Raw genomic sequence first — 23,149 nt, 5'->3', positions numbered from 1 at the left:
CCGGGCTGGTGAGCCCGGGCCACCGCACAAGGTGGTCGGTCGACGACGCCCGCGGTGCGCGGGACGTCGGGGACCAGCCGACGTCAGCCGGTGATCACGGGGAGTTCGGGGACTCGACGACCAGGTCGCCGCTGATGATCTGCGCCTGGTAGTCGGCGATCTGGTCCTTGAGCTCCTGCGGGATCTCGTCCTCGAAGTCGTGGAACGGCGCGAGGCCGATCCCCTCGTTCTCGAGCGTGCCGACGTACGGCTCGGCGGAGAAGTTGCCGGCGGAGGCCTCCTCGACCGTGTCGAACACGGCCGGGCCCATCTGCTTCATCACCGAGGTGAGGATGATGTCACCGAAGTCGGTGGTGAGGTAGCCGTCCGAGTCGACCCAGATGATCCGGGCGTCGCCGCTCTGCGCGGCGGCCGCCGCACCGAGCCCGACAGGTCCGGCGACCGGCATGATGATGTCCGCACCCTGGTCGATGAAGCCCTGAGCCAGGTTCTGCCCGTTGGACTGGTTCTCGAAGTCACCGGTGAAGGAGCCCGTCTGGGCCTCCTTGTCCCAGCCGAGGACCTCGATCTCCGCGTCGTTGTCCTCGTTGTACTTCGCGACGCCGTCGACGAAGCCGTCCATGAAGATCGCCACCGAGGGGATCTGCAGACCGCCGAAGGTCGCGACCGTGCCCGACTCGCTCACCCCTGCGGCGAGGTAGCCGGCGAGGAACGCCGCCTCGGCCGTGTTGAACAGCAGCGGCTTGCCGTTCGCCAGCTCGACCAGGTTGAACTCCTCGTCCGAGAAGGCCGAGTCGATGAGCGCGAAGTCGACGTCCGGGTTCGCCTCGGCAGCGGCCTGGATCGGATCCTCCAGAAGGAACCCGACACCGATGATGAGGTCGCAGTTCTGCTGGACGAGGTTGTCGATGTTGGGCCCGTAGTCGGTGTCCGCGGTGGACTCGACCTCGAACGCCGAGATGCCCAGCTCAGCCTCGGCGAGCTCGAGGCCCTCGAAGCCTGCCTGGTTGAACGACTGGTCGTCGAACCCGCCCTGGTCCGAGACCATGCACGCGGTGTAGTCGACGCTCTCGACGTCCTCCCCGCCCGTGCCGGTCGTGGGGTCTTCTCCCGGTGCCTCGCCGCACGCGGCGAGCGCGAGCATCGTGGCAGCCGCGAGCGCCGTGACCTGAGTCGCTCTCTTCATGTGTTGCTCCTGTCGAGTCGTCGCAAGGCCACGTGCTGGCCGGGGTCCGCCCGCGCGCCGTTGCACGGGAGGACCACGGGGTCCGTCGGCCTCTATGCACCGAACACTAGCCAGCCCGAAGCGCCTCGAACGTTACTTGCACGTAACGGGCCTGCTTCGTTATGCAAGCGTCATCTTGTGTCTGCGGTGTGACACACCCTGTTCCACGGGTCGGGACCGCGGAGGTGTCAGCGCGTCGCGACCCGGGCGAGCAGGCGGACACCGGCGTCGATCGCCCGCTCGTCCACCCGCAGATCACCCTGGTGGATGTCGTACGAGCGCCCCCCGGGAGTGCGCGTCCCGAGCCGCGCCATCGCACCGGGGACCTTCGTGAGGTACCAGGCGAAGTCCTCGCCGCCGAGGGACTGCTCGGTGAGGAGCACCGACTGCGGGCCGAGCATCTCCCGCGCGGCCTGCTCGAGCGCGGCCGTCCCCGCCTCGTCGTTCTCGACCGGGGGCACACCCCGCGTGTGGTGGACCGTGACCTCGACCTCGTAGGGCGCGACGACCTGCTCGACGGCGTCGTGCAGCACCTGGCCCGCGAACTCCCAAGCGCGGACGTCGAGGCAGCGCAGGGTGCCGCGCACGGTGCCGGTGCTGGGGATCGCGTTGTGCGCCGACCCGGCGTGCACGGCTCCCCAGGTGAGGTTCACGCCGGAGCGGGGGTCGAGCCGTCGGCCGAGGACCGCCGGGACCTGGGTGATGACCTGACCGAGTGCGTAGACGACGTCGCCGGTCAGGTGCGGGCGTGACGTGTGCCCGCCCGAGGAGGAGACGGTCACGGACACCTCGTCGGAGGCGGAGGTGATCGGGCCGATCCGCGTGCCGACCTGGCCGACGTCGACCTTCGGGTCGCAGTGCAGGGCGTAGATCTCGCTCACCCCGTCGAGGCCGCCCGCCGCGATGACGTCGAGCGCGCCGCCGGGCTGGACCTCCTCGGCGGGCTGGAAGATCAGGCGGACCGGTCGGTGCAGCTCGCCGACGGCGTCGAGCGTCGCGAGGACGAGGCCGGCACCGAGCACCGCGGTCGCGTGGACGTCGTGCCCGCAGGCGTGCGCCACGCCGGGCGTGGTCGACGCGAACGGCAGGTCGCAGCGGTCCTGCAGCGGCAGGGCGTCGATGTCGGCCCGCAGGGCGATGCGCCCGCCCGCGGACTGCGGCCCGAGGTCGCAGACCAGGCCCGTCCCGGGCAGCGGCCGCGGCTCGAGGCCGGCGGCGCGCAGACGGTCGGAGAGCAGCGCGGTGGTGCGCACCTCGGCGCGGGAGACCTCGGGATGGGCGTGGATGTCGCGGCGGATCGTGACAAGCTCGTCACGCAGGTCGTCGGCGAGCGCCGCGATCCGCGCCCCGGGGCCACCTGGCGTCCCGTGACCGTCCTCCGGCGCCTGCGGGCGCGCGGGGTCGACGGGCTCGGGGGACCTGAGGTGCTCGGGGATGGTCACACGCCCGAGGGTAGCCCGCGGCACGCCCACCGTGCGTGCGGCCGTGCGTGCGGCCACGCCCGCGGCGGGCTCAGAGGAGCTCGTCGAGCCCGCGCTCGCGGACGGCGTCGACCATGCCCTTGACCTGCTGGGCGCGCGCCCGGGTCGTGACGAGCAGCGCGTCGGGCGTGTCGACGACCACGACGTCGTCGAGCCCCAGCACGGTCACCACTCGACCGGACGCGGGGACGACGACCGAGCCCGCGCTGTCCTTGCGCACGACCTTCCCGGCATCGCCCAGCACCTTCGACCCGGCGTCGTCGGCCGCGGGCAGCAGCGCGGCGAGCGAGTTGAAGTCGCCGACGTCGTCCCAGCCGAAGTTCCCGGGTACGACGGCGACTCCCCCGACGGCGGCCACGGGCTCGGCGACCGCATGGTCGATCGCGATCTTCTCCAGTCCCGGCCAGACGTCGGCGAGCACCCGGTCGCGCTCCGGAGTGTCCCAGGCGGCCGCGACCTCCAGCAGCCCGGCGTGCAGCTCGGGGCGCTGCTCGGCGAGGTGACCGAGCAGCACGGACGTGCGCGCCAGGAAGATGCCCGCGTTCCAGCGGTACTCCCCCGTGGCGAGGTAGCGCTGGGCGGTCGCGGCGTCGGGCTTCTCGGTGAAGCCGCGCACGTGCAGGGCCGACGGCGCACCGTCGAGCCCGAGCGGCGCTCCGCTGTGGACGTACCCGAACGCGGTGGAGGGTCGCGAGGCGGCGATGCCGATCGTCACCACGTACCCGGCCCGCGCGGCCTCGACACCCTCGCGGACGGCGGCCTCGAACGCGTCGCGCCCGGCGATCACCTGGTCGGCGGCGAAGGACCCGAGCACGACGTCGCCGTGCCGCCGGGCGAGGACGGCCGCGGCCAGGCCGATCGCGGCCATGGAGTCGCGCGGCGACGGCTCCGCGAGGATCGAGCCCTCGGGCAGCTCCGGGAGCTGGGTGCGCGCGGCGGCCACGTGGTGCCCGCCCGTGACGAGCAGGACGCCGTCGGTCCCCGCCAGCGGGGTCAGGCGGTCCACCGTGGCCTGCAGGAGGCTGCGCCCGGTACCCGTGAGGTCGAGCAGGAACTTCGGCGCACGGCTGCGGGACAGCGGCCACAACCGGGTCCCCGCCCCGCCCGCCGGGACCACGGCGTAGAAGCCGGGCACAGGCGCGTCGCGCGCGGCCGGGGCCGCTGCGTCGCTCGGACGGTGGTCGGGCGTGGTGGTGGGGGCCATGGGGGAAGCATAGTGAGCGCCCGACCCGTGTGGGATCAGTCACAAATGCGGGTCCGGAGGGCCCCTACCACCCCGCGTCGTGCGCCGCACCGTGCCGATGTCACTATGGTGGAATCCCAGAGACGGATGCCGACGAAGGCCCCTGGGTCGTCGGCGTCTCCCCTGAACTCGCCACAGGAGGCCCCCAAGTGCCCAGTGCACCAGCTGGCACGCTCTACCGCGGCCGTGAAGGCATGTGGTCGTGGGTCGCGCACCGCGTGACCGGCGTGCTCATCTTCTTCTTCTTGCTCGTGCACGTGCTGGACACGGCGCTCGTACGAGTCTCGCCCGAGGCGTACAACGCCGTGATCGGGACGTACCAGACCCCTGTCATGGGCCTCGGCGAAGCCGGCCTCGTCGCCGCGATCGTGTTCCACGCCTTCAACGGCATCCGGATCATCCTCGTCGACTTCTGGGCCAAGGGCCCGAGGTACCAGCGCACGATGCTCTGGATCGTCATGGGTCTGCTGGTCGTGACGATGGCAGGGTTCCTGCCCCGTCACCTCATGAACGTCTTCGGAGGTGGGCACTGATGGCCACGAGCACCCGGACGAGCTCCTCGCTCGCCGCCCCCCGCTCCCGCTCGGTCGGACGCGGTACCACCCGCGGGAACTACGAGCTGTACAGCTGGGTCTTCATGCGCGCCTCCGGCGTCGTGCTGGTCGTCCTCGTCTTCGCCCACCTTTTCGTCAACCTCATGGTGGGAGACGGCGTCAAGGCGATCGACTTCGCCTTCGTGGGCGGCAAGTGGGCGTCGCCGTTCTGGCAGATCTGGGACCTGCTGATGCTGTGGCTCGCGATGATCCACGGGACCAACGGCGTGCGCACGATCATCAACGACTACGCCGAGCGCGACGGCACCCGCCTCGTGCTCAAGCTCGCGCTCTACACGGCGTTCGTGGTCGTGACCGTGCTCGGCACCCTCGTGATCTTCACCTTCGACCCCTGCCCCGCGGACGCACCGGCGAACCTGCTGGCCTCGTTCTGCACCGCCTGACGGACGACCGCCCGGCCCCTCCCCCCGGACGTACCCGTCCGAACAACTCGCCACAGGAGGCATCGACCCCGATGCAAACCCATCAGTACGACGTGGTCATCGTCGGCGCAGGCGGCGCCGGGATGCGCGCGGCACTGGAGTCGTCCGGCTCCGTCCGCACGGCCGTCATCTCCAAGCTCTACCCGACGCGCTCCCACACGGGTGCCGCGCAGGGCGGCATGTGCGCCGCGCTCGCGAACGTCGAGGAGGACAACTGGGAGTGGCACACCTTCGACACGGTCAAGGGCGGTGACTACCTGGTCGACCAGGACGCCGCGGAGATCATGGCCAAGGAAGCCATCGACGCGGTCCTCGACCTCGAGCGCATGGGCCTGCCCTTCAACCGCACGCCCGAGGGCCGGATCGACCAGCGCCGGTTCGGCGGGCACACCCGCAACCACGGCGAGGCCGCCGTGCGCCGCTCCTGCTACGCGGCGGACCGCACCGGCCACATGATCCTGCAGACGCTGTACCAGCAGTGCGTCAAGCAGGACGTCGAGTTCTTCAACGAGTTCTACGTCCTCGACCTCATCGTCGACCACGACCTCGCGGCCGGTGAGGTGCCCGACGGCGAGACGGTCACCGCGACCGGTGTCGTCGCCTACGACCTGGCGACCGGCGAGATCCACGTCTTCCAGGCCAAGGCGATCATCTTCGCGACCGGTGGCGCGGGCAAGATCTTCAAGACGACCTCGAACGCGCACACCCTGACGGGCGACGGCATGGCGCTCGCGCTACGCCGCGGCGTCCCGCTCGAGGACATGGAGTTCTTCCAGTTCCACCCGACAGGTCTCGCGGGCCTCGGGATCCTCCTGTCGGAGGCCGCCCGCGGCGAGGGCGGCATCCTGCGCAACGGCGACGGCGAGCGGTTCATGGAGCGCTACGCCCCGACCATCAAGGACCTCGCGCCCCGTGACATCGTCGCGCGGTCCATGGCGAACGAGGTCCGCGAGGGTCGCGGTGCCGGTCCGAACAAGGACTACGTCCTGCTCGACCTCACGCACCTCGAGCCGGCGCACATCGATGCCAAGCTCCCCGACATCACGGAGTTCGCCCGCACGTACCTGGGCATCGAGCCGTACACCGAGCCTGTGCCGGTCTACCCGACCGCGCACTACGCCATGGGCGGCATCCCGACGAACGTCGACGCCGAGGTCCTGCGCAACAGCACGGACGTCGTCAAGGGCCTGTACGCAGCCGGCGAGGTCGCCTGCGTGAGCGTCCACGGCTCCAACCGCCTCGGGACGAACTCGCTGCTCGACATCAACGTGTTCGGCAAGCGTGCGGGCCGCACGGCCGCCGCCTACGCGGCCACGGCGTCCTACACCGACCTCCCGGAGGACGCGGCCGCGGCCGTCGTCGCCCAGCTCGACGAGATGCGCAACCGGCCCGACGGCGAGCGCGTCGCCGAGGTCCGCAAGGCGCTCCAGGAGACGATGGACGCCAACGCCCAGGTGTTCCGCACCGGCGAGTCGTTGACCGCAGCGCTCGACGACATCCGCGCGCTGCAGAAGCGGTACAAGAACGTCTCGGTCCAGGACAAGGGCCGGATGTTCAACACCGACCTCCTCGAGGCGCTCGAGCTCGGCTTCCTGCTGGACCTCGCCGAGGTCGTCGTGATCGGGTCGCTCAACCGGCGCGAGTCCCGCGGCGGGCACTTCCGCGAGGACTACCCCGAGCGGGACGACGCGAACTACATGCTGCACACCATGGCGTACCGCCGTCCCGCCCACCTGGGCGCGGACGAGGTCGTCGAGGCCGACGGGGTCGGCGTGGTGGAGGGCTACTTCGACCACGTCGAGGACTTCGACGGCTACAAGATCGTGCTGGGCTCCAAGCCCGTCACCCAGACCCGGTACGAGCCGATGGAGCGTAAGTACTGATGACCGCCACACTGGAAGCCCCCGCCGGCGACGAGCAGACCGAGGTCGGTGCGATCCCCTCGTTCGAGGTGACGCTGAAGATCCGGCGCTACTCCCCCGAGTCCGAGCACGGTGACGAGGCGTACTGGGACGAGTACACCGTCCTCGCGCACGGCACCGACCGCGTGCTGGACGCCCTGCACAAGATCAAGTGGGAGCACGACGGCTCGCTGACGTTCCGCCGGTCGTGCGCGCACGGCATCTGCGGGTCGGACGCGGTGCGGATCAACGGCCGCAACCGACTCGCGTGCAAGACGCTCCTCAAGGACGTCAACCCCGACAAGCCCATCACGGTCGAACCCATCAAGGGCCTGCCCGTGATCAAGGACCTCGTGGTCGACATGGAGCCGTTCTTCGCCTCCTACCGCGAGATCATGCCGTTCCTCATCACCACCGGGAACGAGCCGAGCAAGGAGCGCCTGCAGTCCGCCGAGCAGCGCGAGCGGTTCGACGACACGACGAAGTGCATCCTCTGCGCCGCGTGCACGTCGTCGTGCCCCGTGTTCTGGACCGACGGTCAGTACTTCGGCCCGGCGGCGATCGTCAACGCCCACCGGTTCATCTTCGACTCCCGCGACGAGGGCGCCACGCAGCGCCTCGAGATCCTGAACGACAAGGAGGGCGTGTGGCGCTGCCGCACGACCTTCAACTGCACCGAGGCGTGCCCGCGCGGCATCGAGGTCACCAAGGCGATTCAGGAGGTCAAGCGCGCGATGATCACCCGCGCGTTCTGACGACGTCCTCGGGGTACCGACCGCGGCGCACGCCCCGGACGATCGGGCTCCAGGGGCGGCCGCGGCCCGCACCGGCCACCACCCGCTGCTCGATCTCCGCGCGGCGGGCGGCCTCGTGGGCCGCGGCGATCTCGGCAGGGCGTGGGACCGGCGGCGGGTCCGCCATCCAGGCACACACCATGAGCAGGACCCGCGCGACGAAGTTCACGAGCAGCAGGAGCGTCACGATCACCGCGAACGACGCGAGCAGCGCGTTGCGGGAGGCGCCGCCGGCTATGACGCTGGTCCCGAGGTAGCGTAGGACGCCGAAGGCCACACCCGCGACCAGCGAGCCGAGCAGCAGATCACGCCGCGGTGGCCTGATGCCGGCGAGGAAGACCACGACGAGGCAGACCACCAGGGCGTCGAGCAGCACACTGACCACGAGCCCGCCGGCGGTCACCACACCGGCCGCGATCCCCTGCAGCCCGATGGCGTCCAGGAAGCGCGTGCTCACCGTCGCAACGACGAGACCTGCAGCCGCGCTGACGACGACGCTCAGACCGATGAGCACGAACCCACCGAGCTCACGGAGCTTGGTGAAGACCGCGCTCTGGCCCAGCTCGTTCTCCCCGAACATGGCCCGCACACCGGTCCGCAGCGCCGCGACGAAGGCGATCGCGCTGACGAGCAGCACGACGGCCGCGATCACACTGGTCAGTCCGAGCCCGCTCGTGAGCAGGAGGTCCTCGGGCTCGAGCACCCCGCCTTCGCCCAGGTCGACGAGCCCGGGGATCGCATCGTCGACCTGCTCGAGCACGGCGGTCCGCAGGTCCTCCCGGTCGCCGAGGACGGTCATGAGGACCGTGTAGCCGATCGCGAGAGCGGCGAACAGCGAGAAGAGAGCGGAGTAGGCGATCCCGCCGCAGAGGAGCGCTCCGCGCCCCTGGCCGTACCGCCCGATCGCGCGACCCGGGCGACTGAGCTGCCACCGCTCCAGGAGAGACTGCGCACGGGTGAGGGCACCGCGTGCGGCGCCGCGGTCCTCCTGGTCGGGGGAGGTCTGCTGCGTCACCCCCCGAGCCTACGAGGGCGCCGAGCCTCCGGCATCTGCTGCGCGACCGCCCAGCGCGAAGTGCTGCTGCGGGCGCCACACGCCGTCGTCGCCGTGCTCGTAGAGGTGGATCCCCGACACGTCGAACGCGGCCTCGTAGTCGGCCATCTCGACGAGCGCCCGGTCGAGCGCGGCGTCGTCGACCTCGTGGGCGACGGTCACGTGCGGGTGGTAGCTGAAACGCAGGCGTTGGAAGAGCGGACCGGACCGTACGCGCGACTCGAGCCGCTCGCACTCCTCGAAGCCCTCCAGCACCTGCACGAACACCACCGGGGAGATCGGTCGGAAGCTGGCGCTGCCCTTGAGGTGCACCTGGAACGGCTCACCACCCCGGGCCACCGCCGCGAGGTGGGTGCGCGCGACGGCGAGCTCGTCGGCGTCGAGGACCGTCGGCCCCAGGAGTGTGATGTGGGGCGGGATCGCGTCGGCGAGGACGTCCCCGAACCGGGCACGCGCGGCCTGCAGCTCCGCGTCGAACGGTGCCGGGATCTCGATCGCGATACCGACCCGCGTCTGCGTCGGCAGGCGATCGGGGAGGTTCACCGGGCGCCTCCGGCGGCCGGGAGCAGCCCCACCCGGTCGTAGATGCGGTCGAGCGTCCCCCGGGCGATCTCCCGGGCTCGTTCCGCGCCCCGGGCGAGGACTGCGTCCAGCTCGGCCGGGTCGTCCAGGTAGCTCGTCGCGCGCTGCTGGAACGGCGTGAGCACCTCGACGACGACCTCCGCGAGATCGACCTTGAGCCGACCGTACCCCTGGCCGTCGTACTCCTTGACCACGGACTCGACGGGCCGACCCGTGAGCGCCGAGAAGATGGTCAGCAGGTTGGAGATGCCGGGCTTGGCGACGGGGTCGAACCGGATCTCGTTCTCCGAGTCGGTCGCGGCGGAGCGGATCCGCTTCGCCGCGGTCTTCGGGTCGTCGAGGAGCCAGATGACGCCCTTGCCGCCCGACGCCGACTTGCTCATCTTCGCGGTCGGCTCCTGCAGGTCGTAGATCTTGGCGACCGCGCGCACGATGTGGGGCTCCGGCACGACGGCGGTGCCGTCACCGAAGCGCGAGTTCATCCGCTCCGCGAGGTTGCGCGCGAGCTCGAGGTGCTGGCGCTGGTCCTCGCCGACCGGGACGAGCGCGGCGTCGTACAGCAGGATGTCCGCTGCCATGAGCACCGGGTACGTGAACAGGCCGACGGTCGTGCCGTCCGTCCCCTGCTTCGCGGACTTGTCCTTGAACTGCGTCATCCGGCCGGCCTCGCCGAAGCCGGTCTGGCACGACAGCACCCACGCGAGCTCGGCGTGCGCGGGGACGTGCGACTGGACGAACAGGGCCGACCGCTCGGGGTCAACGCCTCCGGCCAGGTACTGCGCGGCCGTGCGGCGGGTACGCTCCCGCAACCGCGCGGGATCCGGGTTCACGGTCATCGCGTGCAGGTCCACGACGCAGTACAGGGTGTCGTACGACTCCTGGAGCGCCACCCACTGCGAGAGCGCCCCGATGTAGTTCCCCAGCTGCAGGGAATCCTCGGTGGGCTGCATCCCGGAGAGGATGCGGGGGCGCGGCGCGTCGGGAACTCGACCTAGAACCTCGTTGGACATTGACCCATTCTGACAGGTCCCCGAGTCACCGACCGAATCCGGGGTGGCCGCCGACGCGGGCATGCTCAGGTCGCCTCGTCGTCGAACGGCGCGGGCCCGGTCGTCCGCTCGGCAGATGACTCTGCCTGGTCCGCCCCCGGCGGGGGCACCGGTCGACGTGCGGGCGCGGGCTCGTCGTCGAGCAGTGCCTCGCGCACGATCCGGCGCGGGTCGTACTGGCGCGGGTCGAGCTTCGCCCAGTCGACGTCGCCCACGTGCTCGCCCAGCTCGTCGTCGACCCGCGCCTTGGCGTCCTTGAGGTAGCCCCGGGCGGACCGGACGAACGCGCCGAGCTGCTCCGCGTAGTGGGGCAGGCGTTCGGGGCCGATGACCACAGCGGCGACGACGAGGAGGACGACGAACTCGGCGCCGTTGATTCCGAACACGCGGTCAGACTACTCGCTCGTCGCCTCGTCGAGCACGACCCGGACGTCCCGCTCCTGCTCGCCCGTGCGCACCCGCAGCGTGACGGTCTCCCCCGGTGCCTTGGCCCGGATGGCCACGATCAGCTGGTCCGGGTCCGTGACCGGGCGTCCGTCGATCGACAGGATGACGTCGCCCGGGGCGATCCCGGCTGCCTCGGCCGGTCCGCCGCTCGTCACGGGTGCGTTGCCCTCCTGGGTCTGGGTCGAGACCTGGACACCCTCACCCTGGTAGCGCTGGTCGAGCAGGACCCCGATGACGGGGTAGGTGGCCGCGCCGGACTCGATGAGCTGCTCCGCCGTGCGGCGTGCCTGGTTCGAGGGGATCGCGAAGCCGAGACCGATGCTCCCGGTCGCACTCGTGGCACCCGGGGGCTGCGCGATCGCCGAGTTGATCCCCACGACCTGCCCGGCCGCGTCCACGAGCGGCCCGCCGGAGTTGCCCGGATTGATCGCGGCGTCCGTCTGGATCGCGTTGATGAAGGCGGTCTCCGCGGAGTCGCCCGCCGAGACGGGCCGGTTCAGCGCGCTGACGATCCCTGTCGTCACGGTCCCGTCGAGACCGAGCGGCGCACCGACCGCGACGACCGTGTCGCCGACCACCACCCCGTCGGAGTCCCCGAGCACGAGCGGGGTCAGCCCGTCCTCGGCGACCTTCACCACGGCGAGGTCGTAGTCGACCGTCCGCCCGACGAGGGTCGCCGGCCGCTCACGCCCGTCCGCGAAGAGCACCACGATCCGACCGTCGTCCGCGGCGCCCGCCACGACGTGGTTGTTGGTGAGGATGTAGCCGTCCTCACGCAGCACGAACCCGGAACCGGTCGACAACCCGTCGGATCCCTGGACCTGCAACGAGACGACGCTCGGCAGGACGCTCGCCGCGATCCCTGCCACGGAGTCCCTCGGGCGCTCGGGCGCCGTGACCGAGGACGGGACCGGCAGCGCCGCGTCGACCGGCCGGCTCTCGCCGAAGCCGTCGGCGAAGCGGTCCGCCGCGACGCCGCCCACGGCGCCCGCGACCAGCGCGAGACCGGCAACCGCGGCGACGGCGCCGGCACCGAGGCCTCGCCGGGCCCGGGCGCTCGGTGCCGGACCGTGCGGCGGGTGCAGGGCGGCGTGACCCGGCTGCGGCGGGGGTGCGGGGTGCGCGTAGCCGGCAGCGGGCGACGACGGGGGCGGGGGTGGCGGTGCACCCGCGCCCGGTGGCGGCGGCACGGGTCCGAACACCCGCTCGTCGGCCGGGTTCGCCGGGGTCGACGCGCTGAGCGCCTGCAGGAGGTGCGCCGCGGCCGACGGCGCGTAGCCGTCGGCCGGTCGCTCCGGCGACCGGTCGTCCGGTCGGACGGCCCCGTAGGCCGAGGGCGGGGCGAAAGGGCTGGGCGAGCCGGCTGCGTCGGGCGAGTGCGCCCGCTCGCCCTGCCCGCCGGGCTCACTCTGCGTGATCGGCTCACCCTGCTCGCCCGATGCCACGTCGCGGTCGCGCGGGGCCCGCGGGTCGAAGAGGTTCATGGGGTTCCCAGCGCTCCTGTCATCGTGGACCAGCCCCGCACGACGCGGGCCGGGACCCCGGCATCGTAGTCGCGTGCGGGGAACGCCGCGACGAGATCGGTGACGACGACGTGGTCGGTGTCCGCGACGACGTCGATCACGGTGTCGCCGGACTGCCACACGACGTGCCACGGCTCGTCGGTCACGACGTGGACGGTACGACCGTCGACGTCCAGCTTCCGCAGGTCACCGAGCGCGACGTCGTCGAGCCGGCCCTCCTGCTGCCGGAGAACGATCGAGCCCTGCGGACCGACGAGGTCGAGCTCGAGGACCTCACCCTGGGCGCCCGCGAGCCGCAGCGCGCTCACGGCGAAACCGTCCGGGATCCGGGCCGGTCGCTCCCAGCCCTGCTCGGTCATCCAGGCGAGTGCGGCCTGCTCGACGTCGTTGCCACCCGCCGGGTCACCGGGGCCCGACGTACCGAGCGGGTTCGCGGTGAGCTCGACGACCACGGTCTGGCCAGCCGCACGCTCGTCGGGGCCGGCCTGCGCGAGCAGGGTCAGCGGCTCGGCGAGATGACGGCTCGGAGTGACCACCGGGCTGTCGCCCAGCGTGAAGAGCGCGACCACCGCGAGACCTGTGCCTCCGACGACGAGCGCCGTCACCCGACCACGGCGTCTGCGGGAGCACGCCGTCAGGTCACCCGTGAGGGCGCCGTCGAGGAGCGTGCCGTCGAGACCGGGTTGCGGGCCACGGTCCGGCCAGGGCTCACGGGACGGAGGCGGGCGACGCAGCGGGTCGTCGTCGGCCGGGGACATCTGTGCAGAGAGCGCGAGCAGCCGAGCCGTGAGGTCGGGAGCCGGCGGCACGTCGCACGCGGTGCTCAGTGTCCGTCGTGCGGCCCGTGCGGACTCCAGCTCCGCGGCGCACAGCCCGCAGGCCGCGACGTGCGCCAGCGCCCTCTCGGTCTCCTCGGGCGAGAGCTGGCCGTCGGCGAGCGCGCTGGTCCACGATCCGAGGTGCGTCACGAGACCCCCCAACCCACCCGGGTACGCATGCTCCCGCCGATCTCCCGCCCGGCCGGAGCAGCAGGCGCGCTGACCGGGTCGGTCTCCCGCTCGGGGCGGCTCGCGGGGTCGCGGTGCGGCAGGGCCGCCCGGAGCTGGGCACGAGCGCGGTGGATGCGGGAGCGCACGGTTCCGAGCTTGACGCCGAGAGTGACGGCGATCTCCTCATAGCTCAGGCCCTCGATGTCGCACAGCACGACCGCGGCCCGGTACTCGGGCGACAGGGAGTCGAGCGCACGCTGCACGTCATGGTCGAGGTGGGCGTGCTCGAAGCCTCGCTCCGGCTGCTGCAGCTCACCACGGGCCGGGTACTGGGCCGCGTCCTCGCCCATCGACTCCATCCGGATGCGCTGCTTGCGGCGGACCTGGTCGAGGAAGAGGTTCGTCGTGATCCGGTGCAGCCAACCCTCGAACGTCCCGGGCGTGTAGCTCGACAGCGAGCGGAAGACCCGGATGAAGACCTCCTGGGTGAGGTCCTCGGCGTCGTGCTGGTTGCCCGTCAACCGGTACGCGAGCCGGTAGACGCGCGCCGAGTGCTCCCGCACGATCTCGTCCCACGACGGCGGCGTCCACGTCCCGGCAGCTTCCTGGCTCACACGTCCCATTGTCCCCGAACAACGCGCGGGCCGTGCGCCGTGTTCCCCCGGTCCGCACGGTCCCTGCACGCCACCCGCCCCGCGCGTTCACCGGGCGGACGTCCGGCCGACGACCCCGACGCCCCGCACGGCCCGGCGCCGGGTGAACGTGGGGGGCGGCCGGTACGATCGGCAGCATCCTCGGCGACACCCGCCGGGACGAGCACCCAGGAGGATCCCATCACCGCCGACACGAGCCCGCGCTCCAGCGCCAAGGCCGCGAGCTGGGCCTACTGCGAGGAGTTCCTCCCGGAGGACGACGTGCTGCTGCGCGCGCGCGAGCGCGCCTCCGAGCTGGGCTGCTCGGTGATCCAGCCCGGTGTGGGCGCGGTGCTGCAGACGCTGGCGGCGGCCCTGCGTGCGCGGTCGGTCGTCGAGATCGGCACGGGCACCGGGGTGGCTTCGCTGTGGCTGCTGCGGGGCATGCCGAGCGACGGCGTGCTGACGACCATCGACGTCGAGGTCGAGCACCAGCGGGCCGCGAAGGACGCCTTCGCCGAGGCCGGCATCAAGCCCACCCGGACCCGCACCATCCCCGGCCGCGCGAGCGACGTCCTGCCGCGGCTGACGGACGGCGCCTACGACCTCGTCCTCGTCGGTGCCGACAAGCTGAGCTACCCCGAGTACGTGGAGCAGGCACTGCGGCTGCTGCGACCCGGTGGTGTGCTCGCCGTCGACGGCGCGCTGTCCCACGACCGTGTCGCCGACCCGACCAAGCGCGACGAGGTCACGACGATCGTGCGCGAGGTCGGGCGATCCCTCCGGGCCGACGACCGGGTGCTCCCGGCGTTCCTGCCCAGCGGGGACGGACTCCTGCTCGGCGTCCGCCGCTGACCTGTCGGGACCTGCGCACGGGCCGACAGTCCGGACCGTCAGTCCAGATCGGCGAGGAACCGCAGCAGCAGGCGGGCGCCGAACCCGGTGGCACCTTCGGTGACCTCGTGACGGTTGGAGGTCGCGCGCGCCGGGCCCGCGATGTCGAGGTGCGCCCAGGCCACACCGTCCGTGAACTCCCGCAGGAAGAGCGCGGCCGTGATCGATCCCCCGCCCTGCGGCTCCAGCGGCACGTGCCGGAGGTCCGCGACGGTCGACCGCAGCGCGTCGGTGTAGTCCTCGACGAGCGGCATGCGCCACAGCTGCTCGCCCGTCGAGGCCGAGGCCTCCTCGAGCACCGCCAGGAGCGGCTCGTCGGTGCCGTAGAGCGCGCCGTGGCCCCTGCCCAGCCCGAGGCTCGCCGCGCCGGTGAGCGTCGCGACGTCCACCAGGAGGTCGGGCTCGAGCTCGCTCACGGCGTAGGAGAGCGCGTCCGCGAGGACGATCCGACCCTCGGCGTCCGTGTTGGCGATCTCGACGCTCCGGCCGGAGTGCAGCCGCAGGACGTCGCCGGGTCGGTAGGACGCGGCGCCGACGTGGTTCTCGGCGAGCGGCAGGACGGCGGTCACCCGGTGACGGACACCGGCGTCGGCCGCGGCGAGCACCGTCGCGAGCGCCACCGCCGCACCGGCCATGTCGGTCTTCATGGGGACCATCGCCTCGCGAGGCTTGATGGAGAGCCCGCCGGTGTCGTACGTGATGCCCTTGCCGACGATCACGACGTGCCGTGCGCCCGGTGCGGCGTCGACGGGCTCGTAGGTGATCGTCGCGAGCCGAGGAGGGCTCGCGGAGCCCGCTCCGACGGCGAGGATCCCGCCGAAGCCCTGCGCCGCGAGCTCGCGCGGGCCGAGGACGCTCGTGCTCAGCCCTGCGGCGTCCGCGAGCGCCACGGCCCGGCGGGCGAACCAGGCCGGGTCCTTGATGTTCGAGGGGGTGTTGGCGAGGTCACGCACCAGCCACGTGGCCCGAGCCGCTCGCGCGGCCTCGGCGATCGTGTCCGGGACGTCGTTGCCGAGGAGCACGAGCTGCTCGGCGGGGTCCTGCGTGGCCGTCTCGCCCGAGCTCACCGGTGCGGGCCCGGTGAGGCGTGGCGGCCGGTAGGCGGCGAGGAGGTAGCCCTCGACGAAGGCCCGCACACCACGGGTGCCGGCACCTGCCGTCGCGGCGCTCACGACGCGGGCGAGCCCGCGCGTCGCACCGGCGAGTGCCGCGCCCGCGCGACGCAGATCGGTCGTCGTCCCGCCGCCGATTCCGAGGAGGACGATCCGCTGGGGCAGACCGTCCCAGGGCAGCCGGCCCGCACCGTGGGTCCGCGGCAGGTCGACGACCGCCACCTGACCGGCCACCCCACGGAACGCCGCGCCCCCCGCACGGTCGGACAGCTCGGCGAGATCGATCCCGTAGCGCGCGGCGGCGTCGACCGTCCCTGCCCGCGGCTGGAGGCCGTCCTCCGCCTCGCGCGGTGGTGCCACGGCGACGACGGTCGCGGAGACGTCGGAGTCGGCGAGGAACGTGCACTCGAGCAGCGTGCCGGGGGCGCCCACGACCTCGGGCAGCTCCCGGACGACGCCGGACGCCCGCACGCGCTCGACGGTCAGAGCGGTGTCACGTGGTGTCACAAGCGTCAGCCCACCACGGCCTGAAGAGCCTCGCCGAGCTCGCTCGCCTCGGTCGCGTTGAGCTCGACCACCAGACGTCCACCGCCCTCGAGCGGAACTCGCATGACGATGCCGCGCCCCTCCTTGGTGACCTCCAGCGGGCCGTCGCCCGTCCGCGGCTTCATCGCAGCCATGGGTGGCTCTCCATTTCGTTAGATCCAAGGTTCGCCCTCGCGGTGGCGAGAGCGCGCGGGCGCTCGTGCCGATCATCGCCCAGTCCTCGATCGATCCTCGGATCAGCACTCGATCGGCGCGAACACCCTGGACCATTCTAGGTCAGAGTGCCGAGGGTCACGTGCGGCAATTGCGCGGAACGCGCGTCGCACCTCTCAGGGCGGCCAGCCCGACGGCGGAACGAGCCGCCACAGCTCCCACACCCACCACACCTGCCCGGCGAGCCCGGCCGTGACCACCGCTGTCAGCCACCAGCGCGACCGCGTCCACCCGACGACGACCGCCGCGAGCGGGAAGTCGAGCAGGACGAAGCGCACGAGGCTCGTCCCGGGCTGGATCGCGGCGACGACGTAGACGAGGTAGGCGCCGGCCCAGGCGTGCATCTCCCGCCCGAGACTCACCGCCACGGGGTTGACCACGAGGAGGCCGACACCCACGGTGAGCGCACCGAGCAGCCACGGTCCCGCGCCGTCGAACAGCCACCGCGAGACCTCCAGCCACGGGACGAACGGCTCGACCGGCGCGCCACCACGCCACGCGGACTGGGTGACGAGGTACGCGTCGGCCCGGCCCGTCGCCGTCGCGGCGACGACCTGCCACAGGACGCCGCTGACGAGGGCGACGAGCAGCAGCCCGGCGAGGCGCACCAGGTCCGCGCGCGGGGCGCGGCCGCGGACCCGGCCGACCCCGTGCCACAGCACCACGGCGACGACGGGCAGCGCGACCGGCCGGGTGAGGCCGAGGGCGAGCACGACCACCGCGGTCCAGCCGTACTGCCGCCGGCGCATCAGCAGGAGCGTCGAGGCGACGAGCAGCAGGGCGAGGGACTCGGTGTAGGCGACCTGGAGCGCGGGCGCTGCCGCGGCCGTGCTCACCACCGCGACCGTCGCCAGCGGCAGGCCCGGCCGACGCGCGCACGCCACCTGTGCAGAGGCCACGAGGCGATGGATCACGAGCACCGCTCCCGCGCCGCTCACCAGCGCGAGCGTCGGCGCGACGGCGTCCCAGCTCCCGCCCGTCACGGCCATGAGCGCCCGGGCCAGGGCGGGGAACAGCGGGTAGAACGCCCACGGGTTCTGCGGGACCACGCCGTCCGGGCTCGTGGGGAGCGGCACGGGGTACCCGACGGTCGCGATGTGCTCGTACCAGCCCGCGTCCCACATGCTGCCCGTGTAGGCCGCGTACGACGGCGCCGCGCCGGTCCAGAGGTTGGCCTCCTGGGCCCGGGCGACCACGACGAGAATCACGGCGCTGGCGGCGCGGGCCAGTCCGTAGACGACGAGCACCTGCACCCACCACGGCCAGAGCCGCGGGTGCCGGGATGACCAGACGCGGGTGCCCGGGCGCACCCGCGACGACATGCTCGTACCGGACGCCCGCACCCGCTCAGACCAGCCCGCGCACAGCCGCTGCAGGCGGGGCGTCGCCGCGCACCGCGGCCACCATGTCGAGGACCCGCCGGGTCGCCGCGACGTCGTGGGCGCGGAAGACGCGAGCGCCGAGCCAGGCGGCCACGGCCGTCGCGGCGAGCGTGCCCTCCAGCCGCTCGTCAGGCGGCAGCGCGAGCGTCTCCCCGACGAAGTCCTTGCGCGAGAGCGCCATGAGCAGCGGGAACCCGAGGTCGGCGAGCGCCGCGGTCCGCCGCACGAGGTGCAACGAGTGCCACGTGTTCTTGCCGAAGTCGTGCGTCGGGTCGACGAGGACGGACTCCGCGGGCACCCCGCACGCCACCGCGCGACGAGCCGCGGCGCGCAGCGTGGCGACGACGTCGTCGACCACGCCGTCCCGCGCGGGGTACGCGACGCGGTAGGGGTCGGTGCGCGGGACGGCGCCCCCGGTGTGCGAGCACACCACCCCGACGCCGAGCTCGCCCGCCACCTCGACGAGGCGCGGGTCGTGCCCGGCCCACGTGTCGTTGACGAGGTCCGCGCCCGCGAGCGCCGCCTCCCGGGCCACCTCGGCACGCCACGTGTCGACGCTCACGAGCAGGTCCGGGTGCTCGGCCCGCACCCGCTCGACGAAGGGGACGACGCGGCGGATCTCCTCGGCGACCGTGACCTCCGGACCCGTCCCGGCGCGCACTCCCCCGATGTCGACGATCGCGGCACCCTCCGCCTGCGCCCGTCCCACGGCGTCCATGGCGGCGCCGTCGTCGTACTGGCGGGCGCCGGCGTAGAACGAGTCGGTCGTCCGGTTGACGATCGCCATGACGACCGGTCGGGTCGGGGGCGGTCCGCCCGCGGCCGCACCGGCGCCGTCGGCCCCGACGACCCGTCCGCGCAGGACGAGCGGGGCGCAGGCGGGCGGCACCCCCGTGGCGCCGGCCGCCCCGGCCGCTGGTGTCATGGCTCGGAGGGAGCCCGTCGCGCGGCGGCCGCCGCCGCGCGCGCCGCGTCGTGCGACGCCGCCGTCTCCGGGGTGGTCCGCATCCCGCCGGTGCCGAGCTCGGTGCCGCGCTCGCACACGTAGTCGACGGCCTCGGCCGGGTCGTCGCACAGGTAGAGCAGGTCGAGGTCGCGCGGGCTGATCATGCCCCGCCCCGCCACGGACGTGCGCGCCCACTCGAGCAGCCCGCCCCAGTAGTCGGAGTCGACGAGCGCGATCGGGAACTCGGTGACCTTGTGGGTCTGCACGAGGGTGAGCGCCTCGAACAGCTCGTCGAACGTGCCGAACCCGCCGGGCAGGACCACGAAGCCCTGCGCGTACTTGACGAACATCGTCTTGCGCGCGAAGAAGTAGCGGAAGTTCACGCCGAGGTTCACGTAGGGGTTCATCCCCTGCTCGAAGGGCAGCTCGATCCCGAGCCCCACGGAGAGCCCACCGGCCTCCTGAGCGCCCTTGTTCGCAGCCTCCATGATCCCCGGGCCGCCGCCGGTGATGACGCCGTAGCCCGCCTCGACCAGCAGGCGCCCGACCTCCTCGGCCGCCGCGTAGTCGGGGTGCGTCGCGGCGGTGCGCGCGGACCCGAAGACCGAGACCGCCGGCCCGACCTCGGCGAGCGCGCCGAAGCCCTCGACGAACTCGCTCTGGATGCGCAGCACGCGCCACGGGTCGCTGTGCACCCAGTCGGTGTTCTCGGAGGTGTCCAGCAGGCGCTGGTCGGTGGTCTGCTGCGGGATCTGGCTGCCCCGCAGGAGCACCGGGCCCTTGCGGTAGCCGGATCCGGTCTGGGGAAGTCCGTCGTCGCTCATGGGTCCGAGCCTAGGTGGTCCAGCGTCAGCGGGTGAGCCACGCCGCCAGCGCGTCGTGGCACGTCGTGAGCTGCCACACGGGGCACCGCTCGTCGTCCTTGTGGGCGAGGAGCGGGTCGCCGGGGCCGAAGTTCACGGCCGGGACGCCGAGCTCGGCGAAGCGTGCGACGTCCGTCCAGCCGTACTTCGGCGCGGGCGCACCCCCGGTGACGGCGAGGACGGCGTCGGCGAAGTCCGCGGCGAGCGGGTCGTCGAGACCCGGCCGGGCACCCGGGGACGCATCGGTGACGACGACGTCGAAACCGGCGAACAGCTCGCGGACGTGCTCCTGCGCCTCGCCGACCGTCCGCGACGGCGCGAACCGGTAGTTCACCGTGACGACGCACTCGTCCGGGATGACGTTGCCCGCGATCCCGCCGCGGATCCCGACGGCGTTCATCCCCTCCCGGTACACGAGCCCGTCGACCTCCTGGTCGCGCGGCACGTAGGCCGCGAGCCGACCGAGGACCTCGCCCGCCGCGTGCACGGCGTTCGTGCCCATCCAGGATCTCGCGGAGTGCGCGGTCTGCCCGGGCACGCGCACGTCGACGCGCAGCGTGCCGTTGCACCCGCCCTCGATGCCCGCGTTCGTCGGTTCACCGAGGATCGCGAAGTCCGCCGCGAGCAGGTCCGGCCGGTTGCGGGCGAGGCGTCCGAGCCCGTTGCGCTCCGCCTCGACCTCCTCGTGGTCGTAGAAGACCCACGTGACGTCCTGCGTCGGGGCGTCCAGCGCCGCGGCGAGCGCGAGCTGGATCGCGACGCCGCCCTTCATGTCGACCGTCCCCCGACCCCAGATCTCGGCGTATGCACCCTCCCCCACCGTGCGGGTGGGCAGGTTCGGCGGGTCGGTCAGGGGGACGGTGTCGATGTGGCCCGCGACGACGACCCGGCGCTCACGTCCGAGCGAGGTCCGGGCCACGACGGCGTCGCCGTCCCGGACGACCTCGAGGTGCGGGTACACGCGCAGCGCCGCCGTGATCGCGTCCGCCAGCGGGGTCTCGTCCCCGCTCACGGACGGGATGTCGCACACCGCGCGGAAGAGGGTGGGCAGGTCCGAGGTGAGATCGAGGTCAGCCACACGCGAACCCTACCGCCGCCGGCTCCGGTTAGGGTTGTGGTCATGACCTCAGCGACTCCCGCGGCCGCTGGCGCCGCGTCCTCCCCCCGCACCGCGTGGGGCCACGGCCTGGCCACCGTCACCGGGGACGGCTCCGTCCTCGACGTCTGGTACCCCTCGCCGGCCCTCGGCACCGCGCCGGCCGACCACGAGGTCCCGGCCTCGCTGGCGGCGCTCACCGAGACGGACGAGGCCCGCGGTGTGGAGCTCGTCGCCGTGTTCACGGAGATCGACCTCGACACCGCGCCCGCCGACGCCGCCGACGCCTACCTGCGCCTGCACCTGCTCTCCCACCGGCTCGTCGTCCCGCACGGCCAGAACCTCGACGGTGTGTTCGGTGTGCTCGCCAACGTCGTGTGGACCAACCACGGCCCGTGCGCCGTCGAGGGGTTCGAGGAGACCCGCGCGCGACTGCGTGCCGCGACCGGGCAGCCCGTCACCGTCTACGGCGTGGACAAGTTCCCCCGCATGGTCGACTACGTCGTGCCCACCGGCGTCCGCGTGGCCGACGCCGACCGGGTGCGCCTCGGTGCGCACCTCGCCGCCGGCACCACCGTCATGCACGAGGGCTTCGTGAACTTCAACGCGGGCACCCTCGGCACCTCGATGGTCGAAGGCCGGATCTCCGCGGGCGTCGTCGTGGGTGACGGGTCGGACATCGGCGGTGGCGCCTCCATCATGGGCACCCTGTCAGGCGGCGGGCGCGAGATCATCTCGGTCGGCCGCCGCTCCCTGCTGGGCGCCAACGCGGGCCTCGGCATCCCGCTCGGCGACGACTGCGTGGTCGAGTCCGGCCTCTACGTCACGGCCGGCACCAAGGTCACCCTGGTGGGCGAGACCGGCGACGACGGCGCCCCGCGGGTCGTCAAGGCCCGGGAGCTGTCCGGCCAGGACAACCTCCTGTTCCGCCGCAACTCTGTCTCCGGCACCGTCGAGGTGGTCTCCCGGGCAGGCAGCGGGATCGAGCTCAACGCCGCCCTGCACAACAACTAGCCGACCCGCGACCGTGCACGCCGAGCAGCCGGGCAGCCCCCCGGACCCGTTCGCCCCGAGCGGCGCACCCCGCCCACCCGGTCCGCGTGTCCACGGACGGGACGTACGTCGCCGTCGGCTGCGCCCGTTGCGCGTCGCGGTCACGCTCGTCACCGTCACGGCCGTCGTCACGGCCGGGATCGTCGTCGCGCTCAACCGCCTCGACAGCGCGCCGCCCGTCGCCGAGCGCTGCGCCGCGGAGCTCGACGGACAGTCGTGGTTCCTGTCACCCGTGCAGGCGGACAACGCGGCGCTCATCGCGATCACGCCCCTGCGCCGCGGGTTCCCCGCGCGAGCCGGGACCATCGGGATCGCGACGGCGCTGCAGGAGTCGAAGATGGTCAACATCGACTACGGCGACCGTGACTCCGTCGGGCTCTTCCAGCAGCGGCCCTCGCAGGGCTGGGGCACGGTCGAGGAGATCATGGACCCCGTCTACTCGACGAACCTCTTCTACGACGTCCTCGACACGATCGACGGCTACGAGGACATGGAGGTCACGGTCGCGGCGCAGGCGGTCCAGCGTTCCGGCTTCCCCGACGCGTACGCCCAGCACGAGACCCGGTCACGGGCGTGGGCCTCGGCCCTCAGCGGCCACTCCGCCGCGGCGCTCACCTGCGAGCTCGCGCCCGTCGCCACCCAGGACGCGGCGGACGGTACGTCCGGCGAGCCGCCGAGCGGCGAGCAGGAGGCGGGCGACCCGCTCGAGCCCTTCCAGACCCGGCTCGAGCGGGACCTGCTCGACCTGCCCGCGGAGCCCGACGGCGTCGGGCAGCTCGTCGTCGACGCCCGCGCGCTCGGCCCGGGCGAGGACGACGAGCGCTACGCGTGGGCGTTCGCCCAGTGGGCCGTCGCGGCGGCGGACGCCACGGACGTGGTCCGGGTCGAGGTCGCCGGCCAGGTCTGGACGCGCGAGGACGCGGCGTGGACGGAGGGCGCCGAGCCGGCACCCGGCACCGGCCACGTCCGCGTCACGGTCGCCGTCGCAGAGTCCGGCGAGGACGAGCCTGCCTGACCCGCCCACCGGGCACGACGACGGCCGGGCACCTCGCGGTGCCCGGCCGGGAGAACGTCGCGATGCCCGCCGA

Annotated in this window: 23 protein-coding genes; 7 read left to right on the top strand and 16 right to left on the bottom strand. The window is 72.8% G+C overall.

Translation table 11 applies throughout. The features are described from left to right. Positions 1–94: 94 nt before the first annotated feature. From OHL10_RS04345 to OHL10_RS04335, 3 genes are all read right to left on the bottom strand, one after another. On the bottom strand, positions 95–1,186 hold the full coding sequence (locus tag OHL10_RS04345) for a BMP family lipoprotein (protein WP_265520912.1): 1,092 nt from the start codon (positions 1,184–1,186) through the stop codon (positions 95–97). Between the two features lie 227 nt (positions 1,187–1,413). Then, complete coding sequence (locus tag OHL10_RS04340) at positions 1,414–2,667, bottom strand: amidohydrolase (protein WP_425498939.1); 1,254 nt, start codon at positions 2,665–2,667, stop codon at positions 1,414–1,416. A 70-nt stretch (positions 2,668–2,737) separates the two neighbouring features. Beyond that, positions 2,738–3,910, bottom strand: a complete 1,173-nt coding sequence (locus OHL10_RS04335; protein WP_265520911.1) for a mannose-1-phosphate guanylyltransferase — start codon at positions 3,908–3,910, stop codon at positions 2,738–2,740. Positions 3,911–4,098: 188 nt separating this feature from the next. Here OHL10_RS04335 and sdhC point away from each other — a divergent pair, with 188 nt between their 5' ends. From sdhC to OHL10_RS04315, 4 genes are all read left to right on the top strand, one after another. After that, a complete protein-coding gene (sdhC, locus tag OHL10_RS04330; RefSeq protein ID WP_265520910.1) occupies positions 4,099–4,482 on the top strand; it encodes a succinate dehydrogenase, cytochrome b556 subunit in 384 nt (127 codons plus the stop codon). Further along, the gene (gene sdhD, locus OHL10_RS04325) at positions 4,482–4,946 is read left to right on the top strand and encodes a succinate dehydrogenase, hydrophobic membrane anchor protein (protein WP_265520909.1); all 465 of its coding nucleotides are present in this window, start codon (positions 4,482–4,484) and stop codon (positions 4,944–4,946) included. The genes sdhC and sdhD overlap by 1 nt, the downstream gene beginning before the upstream one ends. Before the next feature lie 71 nt (positions 4,947–5,017). Beyond that, on the top strand, positions 5,018–6,868 hold the full coding sequence (gene sdhA / locus OHL10_RS04320) for a succinate dehydrogenase flavoprotein subunit (protein ID WP_265520908.1): 1,851 nt from the start codon (positions 5,018–5,020) through the stop codon (positions 6,866–6,868). Continuing rightward, positions 6,868–7,641 (top strand): succinate dehydrogenase iron-sulfur subunit, encoded by a 774-nt coding sequence (locus tag OHL10_RS04315; RefSeq protein ID WP_265520907.1) that lies wholly within the window; start codon positions 6,868–6,870, stop codon positions 7,639–7,641. Before sdhA ends, OHL10_RS04315 begins: the two co-directional genes overlap by 1 nt. Here OHL10_RS04315 and OHL10_RS04310 read toward each other — a convergent pair. The 7 genes from OHL10_RS04310 to sigE all read right to left on the bottom strand — a co-directional run bounded on the left by OHL10_RS04310 (position 7,625) and on the right by sigE (position 13,947). After that, complete coding sequence (locus OHL10_RS04310) at positions 7,625–8,695, bottom strand: YihY/virulence factor BrkB family protein (RefSeq protein WP_265520906.1); 1,071 nt, start codon at positions 8,693–8,695, stop codon at positions 7,625–7,627. The two genes, OHL10_RS04315 and OHL10_RS04310, sit on opposite strands and share 17 nt — an antisense overlap. A 9-nt stretch (positions 8,696–8,704) precedes the next feature. Beyond that, entirely contained in the window at positions 8,705–9,277 is a 573-nt protein-coding gene (locus OHL10_RS04305) for a 2'-5' RNA ligase family protein (RefSeq protein WP_265520905.1), read from the bottom strand. Then, entirely contained in the window at positions 9,274–10,326 is a 1,053-nt protein-coding gene (gene trpS / locus OHL10_RS04300) for a tryptophan--tRNA ligase (RefSeq protein WP_265520904.1), read from the bottom strand. The genes OHL10_RS04305 and trpS overlap by 4 nt, the downstream gene beginning before the upstream one ends. Positions 10,327–10,391: 65 nt before the next feature. Continuing rightward, a complete protein-coding gene (locus OHL10_RS04295; RefSeq protein ID WP_265520903.1) occupies positions 10,392–10,751 on the bottom strand; it encodes a twin-arginine translocase TatA/TatE family subunit in 360 nt (119 codons plus the stop codon). Between the two features lie 9 nt (positions 10,752–10,760). Further along, positions 10,761–12,296 carry a trypsin-like peptidase domain-containing protein gene (locus OHL10_RS04290; RefSeq protein ID WP_265520902.1) on the bottom strand — a complete coding sequence of 512 codons (1,536 nt, stop codon included), beginning with the start codon at positions 12,294–12,296 and terminating at the stop codon, positions 10,761–10,763. Further along, positions 12,293–13,303, bottom strand: a complete 1,011-nt coding sequence (locus tag OHL10_RS04285) for an anti-sigma factor family protein (RefSeq protein ID WP_265520901.1) — start codon at positions 13,301–13,303, stop codon at positions 12,293–12,295. The genes OHL10_RS04290 and OHL10_RS04285 overlap by 4 nt, the downstream gene beginning before the upstream one ends. Continuing rightward, positions 13,300–13,947, bottom strand: coding sequence for an RNA polymerase sigma factor SigE (gene sigE, locus OHL10_RS04280; RefSeq protein WP_265520900.1), 648 nt, complete (start codon positions 13,945–13,947; stop codon positions 13,300–13,302). Before sigE ends, OHL10_RS04285 begins: the two co-directional genes overlap by 4 nt. Before the next feature lie 210 nt (positions 13,948–14,157). Between sigE and OHL10_RS04275 the strand changes: the two genes are divergently transcribed. Then, positions 14,158–14,811 (top strand): O-methyltransferase, encoded by a 654-nt coding sequence (locus OHL10_RS04275; protein WP_265521021.1) that lies wholly within the window; start codon positions 14,158–14,160, stop codon positions 14,809–14,811. Positions 14,812–14,849: 38 nt separating this feature from the next. Here OHL10_RS04275 and OHL10_RS04270 read toward each other — a convergent pair whose 3' ends face one another. The 6 genes from OHL10_RS04270 to dapE all read right to left on the bottom strand — a co-directional run bounded on the left by OHL10_RS04270 (position 14,850) and on the right by dapE (position 20,990). Then, the gene (locus OHL10_RS04270; protein ID WP_265520899.1) at positions 14,850–16,469 is read right to left on the bottom strand and encodes a leucyl aminopeptidase family protein; all 1,620 of its coding nucleotides are present in this window, start codon (positions 16,467–16,469) and stop codon (positions 14,850–14,852) included. Between the two features lie 5 nt (positions 16,470–16,474). Next, entirely contained in the window at positions 16,475–16,642 is a 168-nt protein-coding gene (locus tag OHL10_RS04265; RefSeq protein ID WP_064506638.1) for a DUF3117 domain-containing protein, read from the bottom strand. A 195-nt stretch (positions 16,643–16,837) separates the two neighbouring features. Next, positions 16,838–18,043 (bottom strand): hypothetical protein, encoded by a 1,206-nt coding sequence (locus OHL10_RS04260; RefSeq protein WP_265520898.1) that lies wholly within the window; start codon positions 18,041–18,043, stop codon positions 16,838–16,840. A 25-nt stretch (positions 18,044–18,068) separates the two neighbouring features. Continuing rightward, positions 18,069–19,028: a dihydropteroate synthase gene (gene folP / locus OHL10_RS04255; RefSeq protein ID WP_265520897.1), complete on the bottom strand. Its 960-nt coding sequence runs from the start codon at positions 19,026–19,028 to the stop codon at positions 18,069–18,071. After that, positions 19,025–19,873, bottom strand: coding sequence for an LOG family protein (locus OHL10_RS04250; protein ID WP_265520896.1), 849 nt, complete (start codon positions 19,871–19,873; stop codon positions 19,025–19,027). The genes folP and OHL10_RS04250 overlap by 4 nt, the downstream gene beginning before the upstream one ends. A 25-nt stretch (positions 19,874–19,898) precedes the next feature. After that, positions 19,899–20,990 carry a succinyl-diaminopimelate desuccinylase gene (dapE, locus tag OHL10_RS04245; RefSeq protein ID WP_265520895.1) on the bottom strand — a complete coding sequence of 364 codons (1,092 nt, stop codon included), beginning with the start codon at positions 20,988–20,990 and terminating at the stop codon, positions 19,899–19,901. A 42-nt stretch (positions 20,991–21,032) separates the two neighbouring features. Here dapE and dapD point away from each other — a divergent pair, with 42 nt between their 5' ends. Continuing rightward, positions 21,033–22,022 (top strand): 2,3,4,5-tetrahydropyridine-2,6-dicarboxylate N-succinyltransferase, encoded by a 990-nt coding sequence (gene dapD / locus OHL10_RS04240; protein WP_265520894.1) that lies wholly within the window; start codon positions 21,033–21,035, stop codon positions 22,020–22,022. 118 nt (positions 22,023–22,140) lie between these two features. Then, positions 22,141–23,076, top strand: a complete 936-nt coding sequence (locus OHL10_RS04235; protein WP_425498954.1) for a hypothetical protein — start codon at positions 22,141–22,143, stop codon at positions 23,074–23,076. Positions 23,077–23,149: the final 73 nt, after the last annotated feature.

Source organism: Oerskovia flava (assembly GCF_026163685.1).
In the GTDB taxonomy this organism is placed as follows: Bacteria; Actinomycetota; Actinomycetes; order Actinomycetales; family Cellulomonadaceae; genus Oerskovia_A; species Oerskovia_A flava.
The sequence above is the reverse complement of the archived record's forward strand: the minus strand, read 5'-3'. Positions and strand labels throughout refer to the sequence as shown.

Excerpts from the sequence above, each read along its gene's own strand:
- OHL10_RS04290 (WP_265520902.1), bottom strand. The coding sequence starts at position 12,296 with ATGAACCTCTTCGACCCGCGGGCCCCGCGCGACCGCGACGTGGCATCG.
- OHL10_RS04265 (WP_064506638.1), bottom strand. The coding sequence starts at position 16,642 with ATGGCTGCGATGAAGCCGCGGACGGGCGACGGCCCGCTGGAGGTCACC.
- folP (WP_265520897.1), bottom strand. The coding sequence starts at position 19,028 with ATGACACCAGCGGCCGGGGCGGCCGGCGCCACGGGGGTGCCGCCCGCC.
- OHL10_RS04335 (WP_265520911.1), bottom strand. The coding sequence starts at position 3,910 with ATGGCCCCCACCACCACGCCCGACCACCGTCCGAGCGACGCAGCGGCC.
- OHL10_RS04315 (WP_265520907.1), top strand. The coding sequence starts at position 6,868 with ATGACCGCCACACTGGAAGCCCCCGCCGGCGACGAGCAGACCGAGGTC.
- trpS (WP_265520904.1), bottom strand. The coding sequence starts at position 10,326 with ATGTCCAACGAGGTTCTAGGTCGAGTTCCCGACGCGCCGCGCCCCCGC.
- sigE (WP_265520900.1), bottom strand. The coding sequence starts at position 13,947 with ATGGGACGTGTGAGCCAGGAAGCTGCCGGGACGTGGACGCCGCCGTCG.
- OHL10_RS04345 (WP_265520912.1), bottom strand. The coding sequence starts at position 1,186 with ATGAAGAGAGCGACTCAGGTCACGGCGCTCGCGGCTGCCACGATGCTC.
- sdhA (WP_265520908.1), top strand. The coding sequence starts at position 5,018 with ATGCAAACCCATCAGTACGACGTGGTCATCGTCGGCGCAGGCGGCGCC.
- OHL10_RS04250 (WP_265520896.1), bottom strand. The coding sequence starts at position 19,873 with ATGAGCGACGACGGACTTCCCCAGACCGGATCCGGCTACCGCAAGGGC.
- OHL10_RS04260 (WP_265520898.1), bottom strand. The coding sequence starts at position 18,043 with ATGTCGTCGCGGGTGCGCCCGGGCACCCGCGTCTGGTCATCCCGGCAC.
- sdhD (WP_265520909.1), top strand. The coding sequence starts at position 4,482 with ATGGCCACGAGCACCCGGACGAGCTCCTCGCTCGCCGCCCCCCGCTCC.
- dapD (WP_265520894.1), top strand. The coding sequence starts at position 21,033 with ATGACCTCAGCGACTCCCGCGGCCGCTGGCGCCGCGTCCTCCCCCCGC.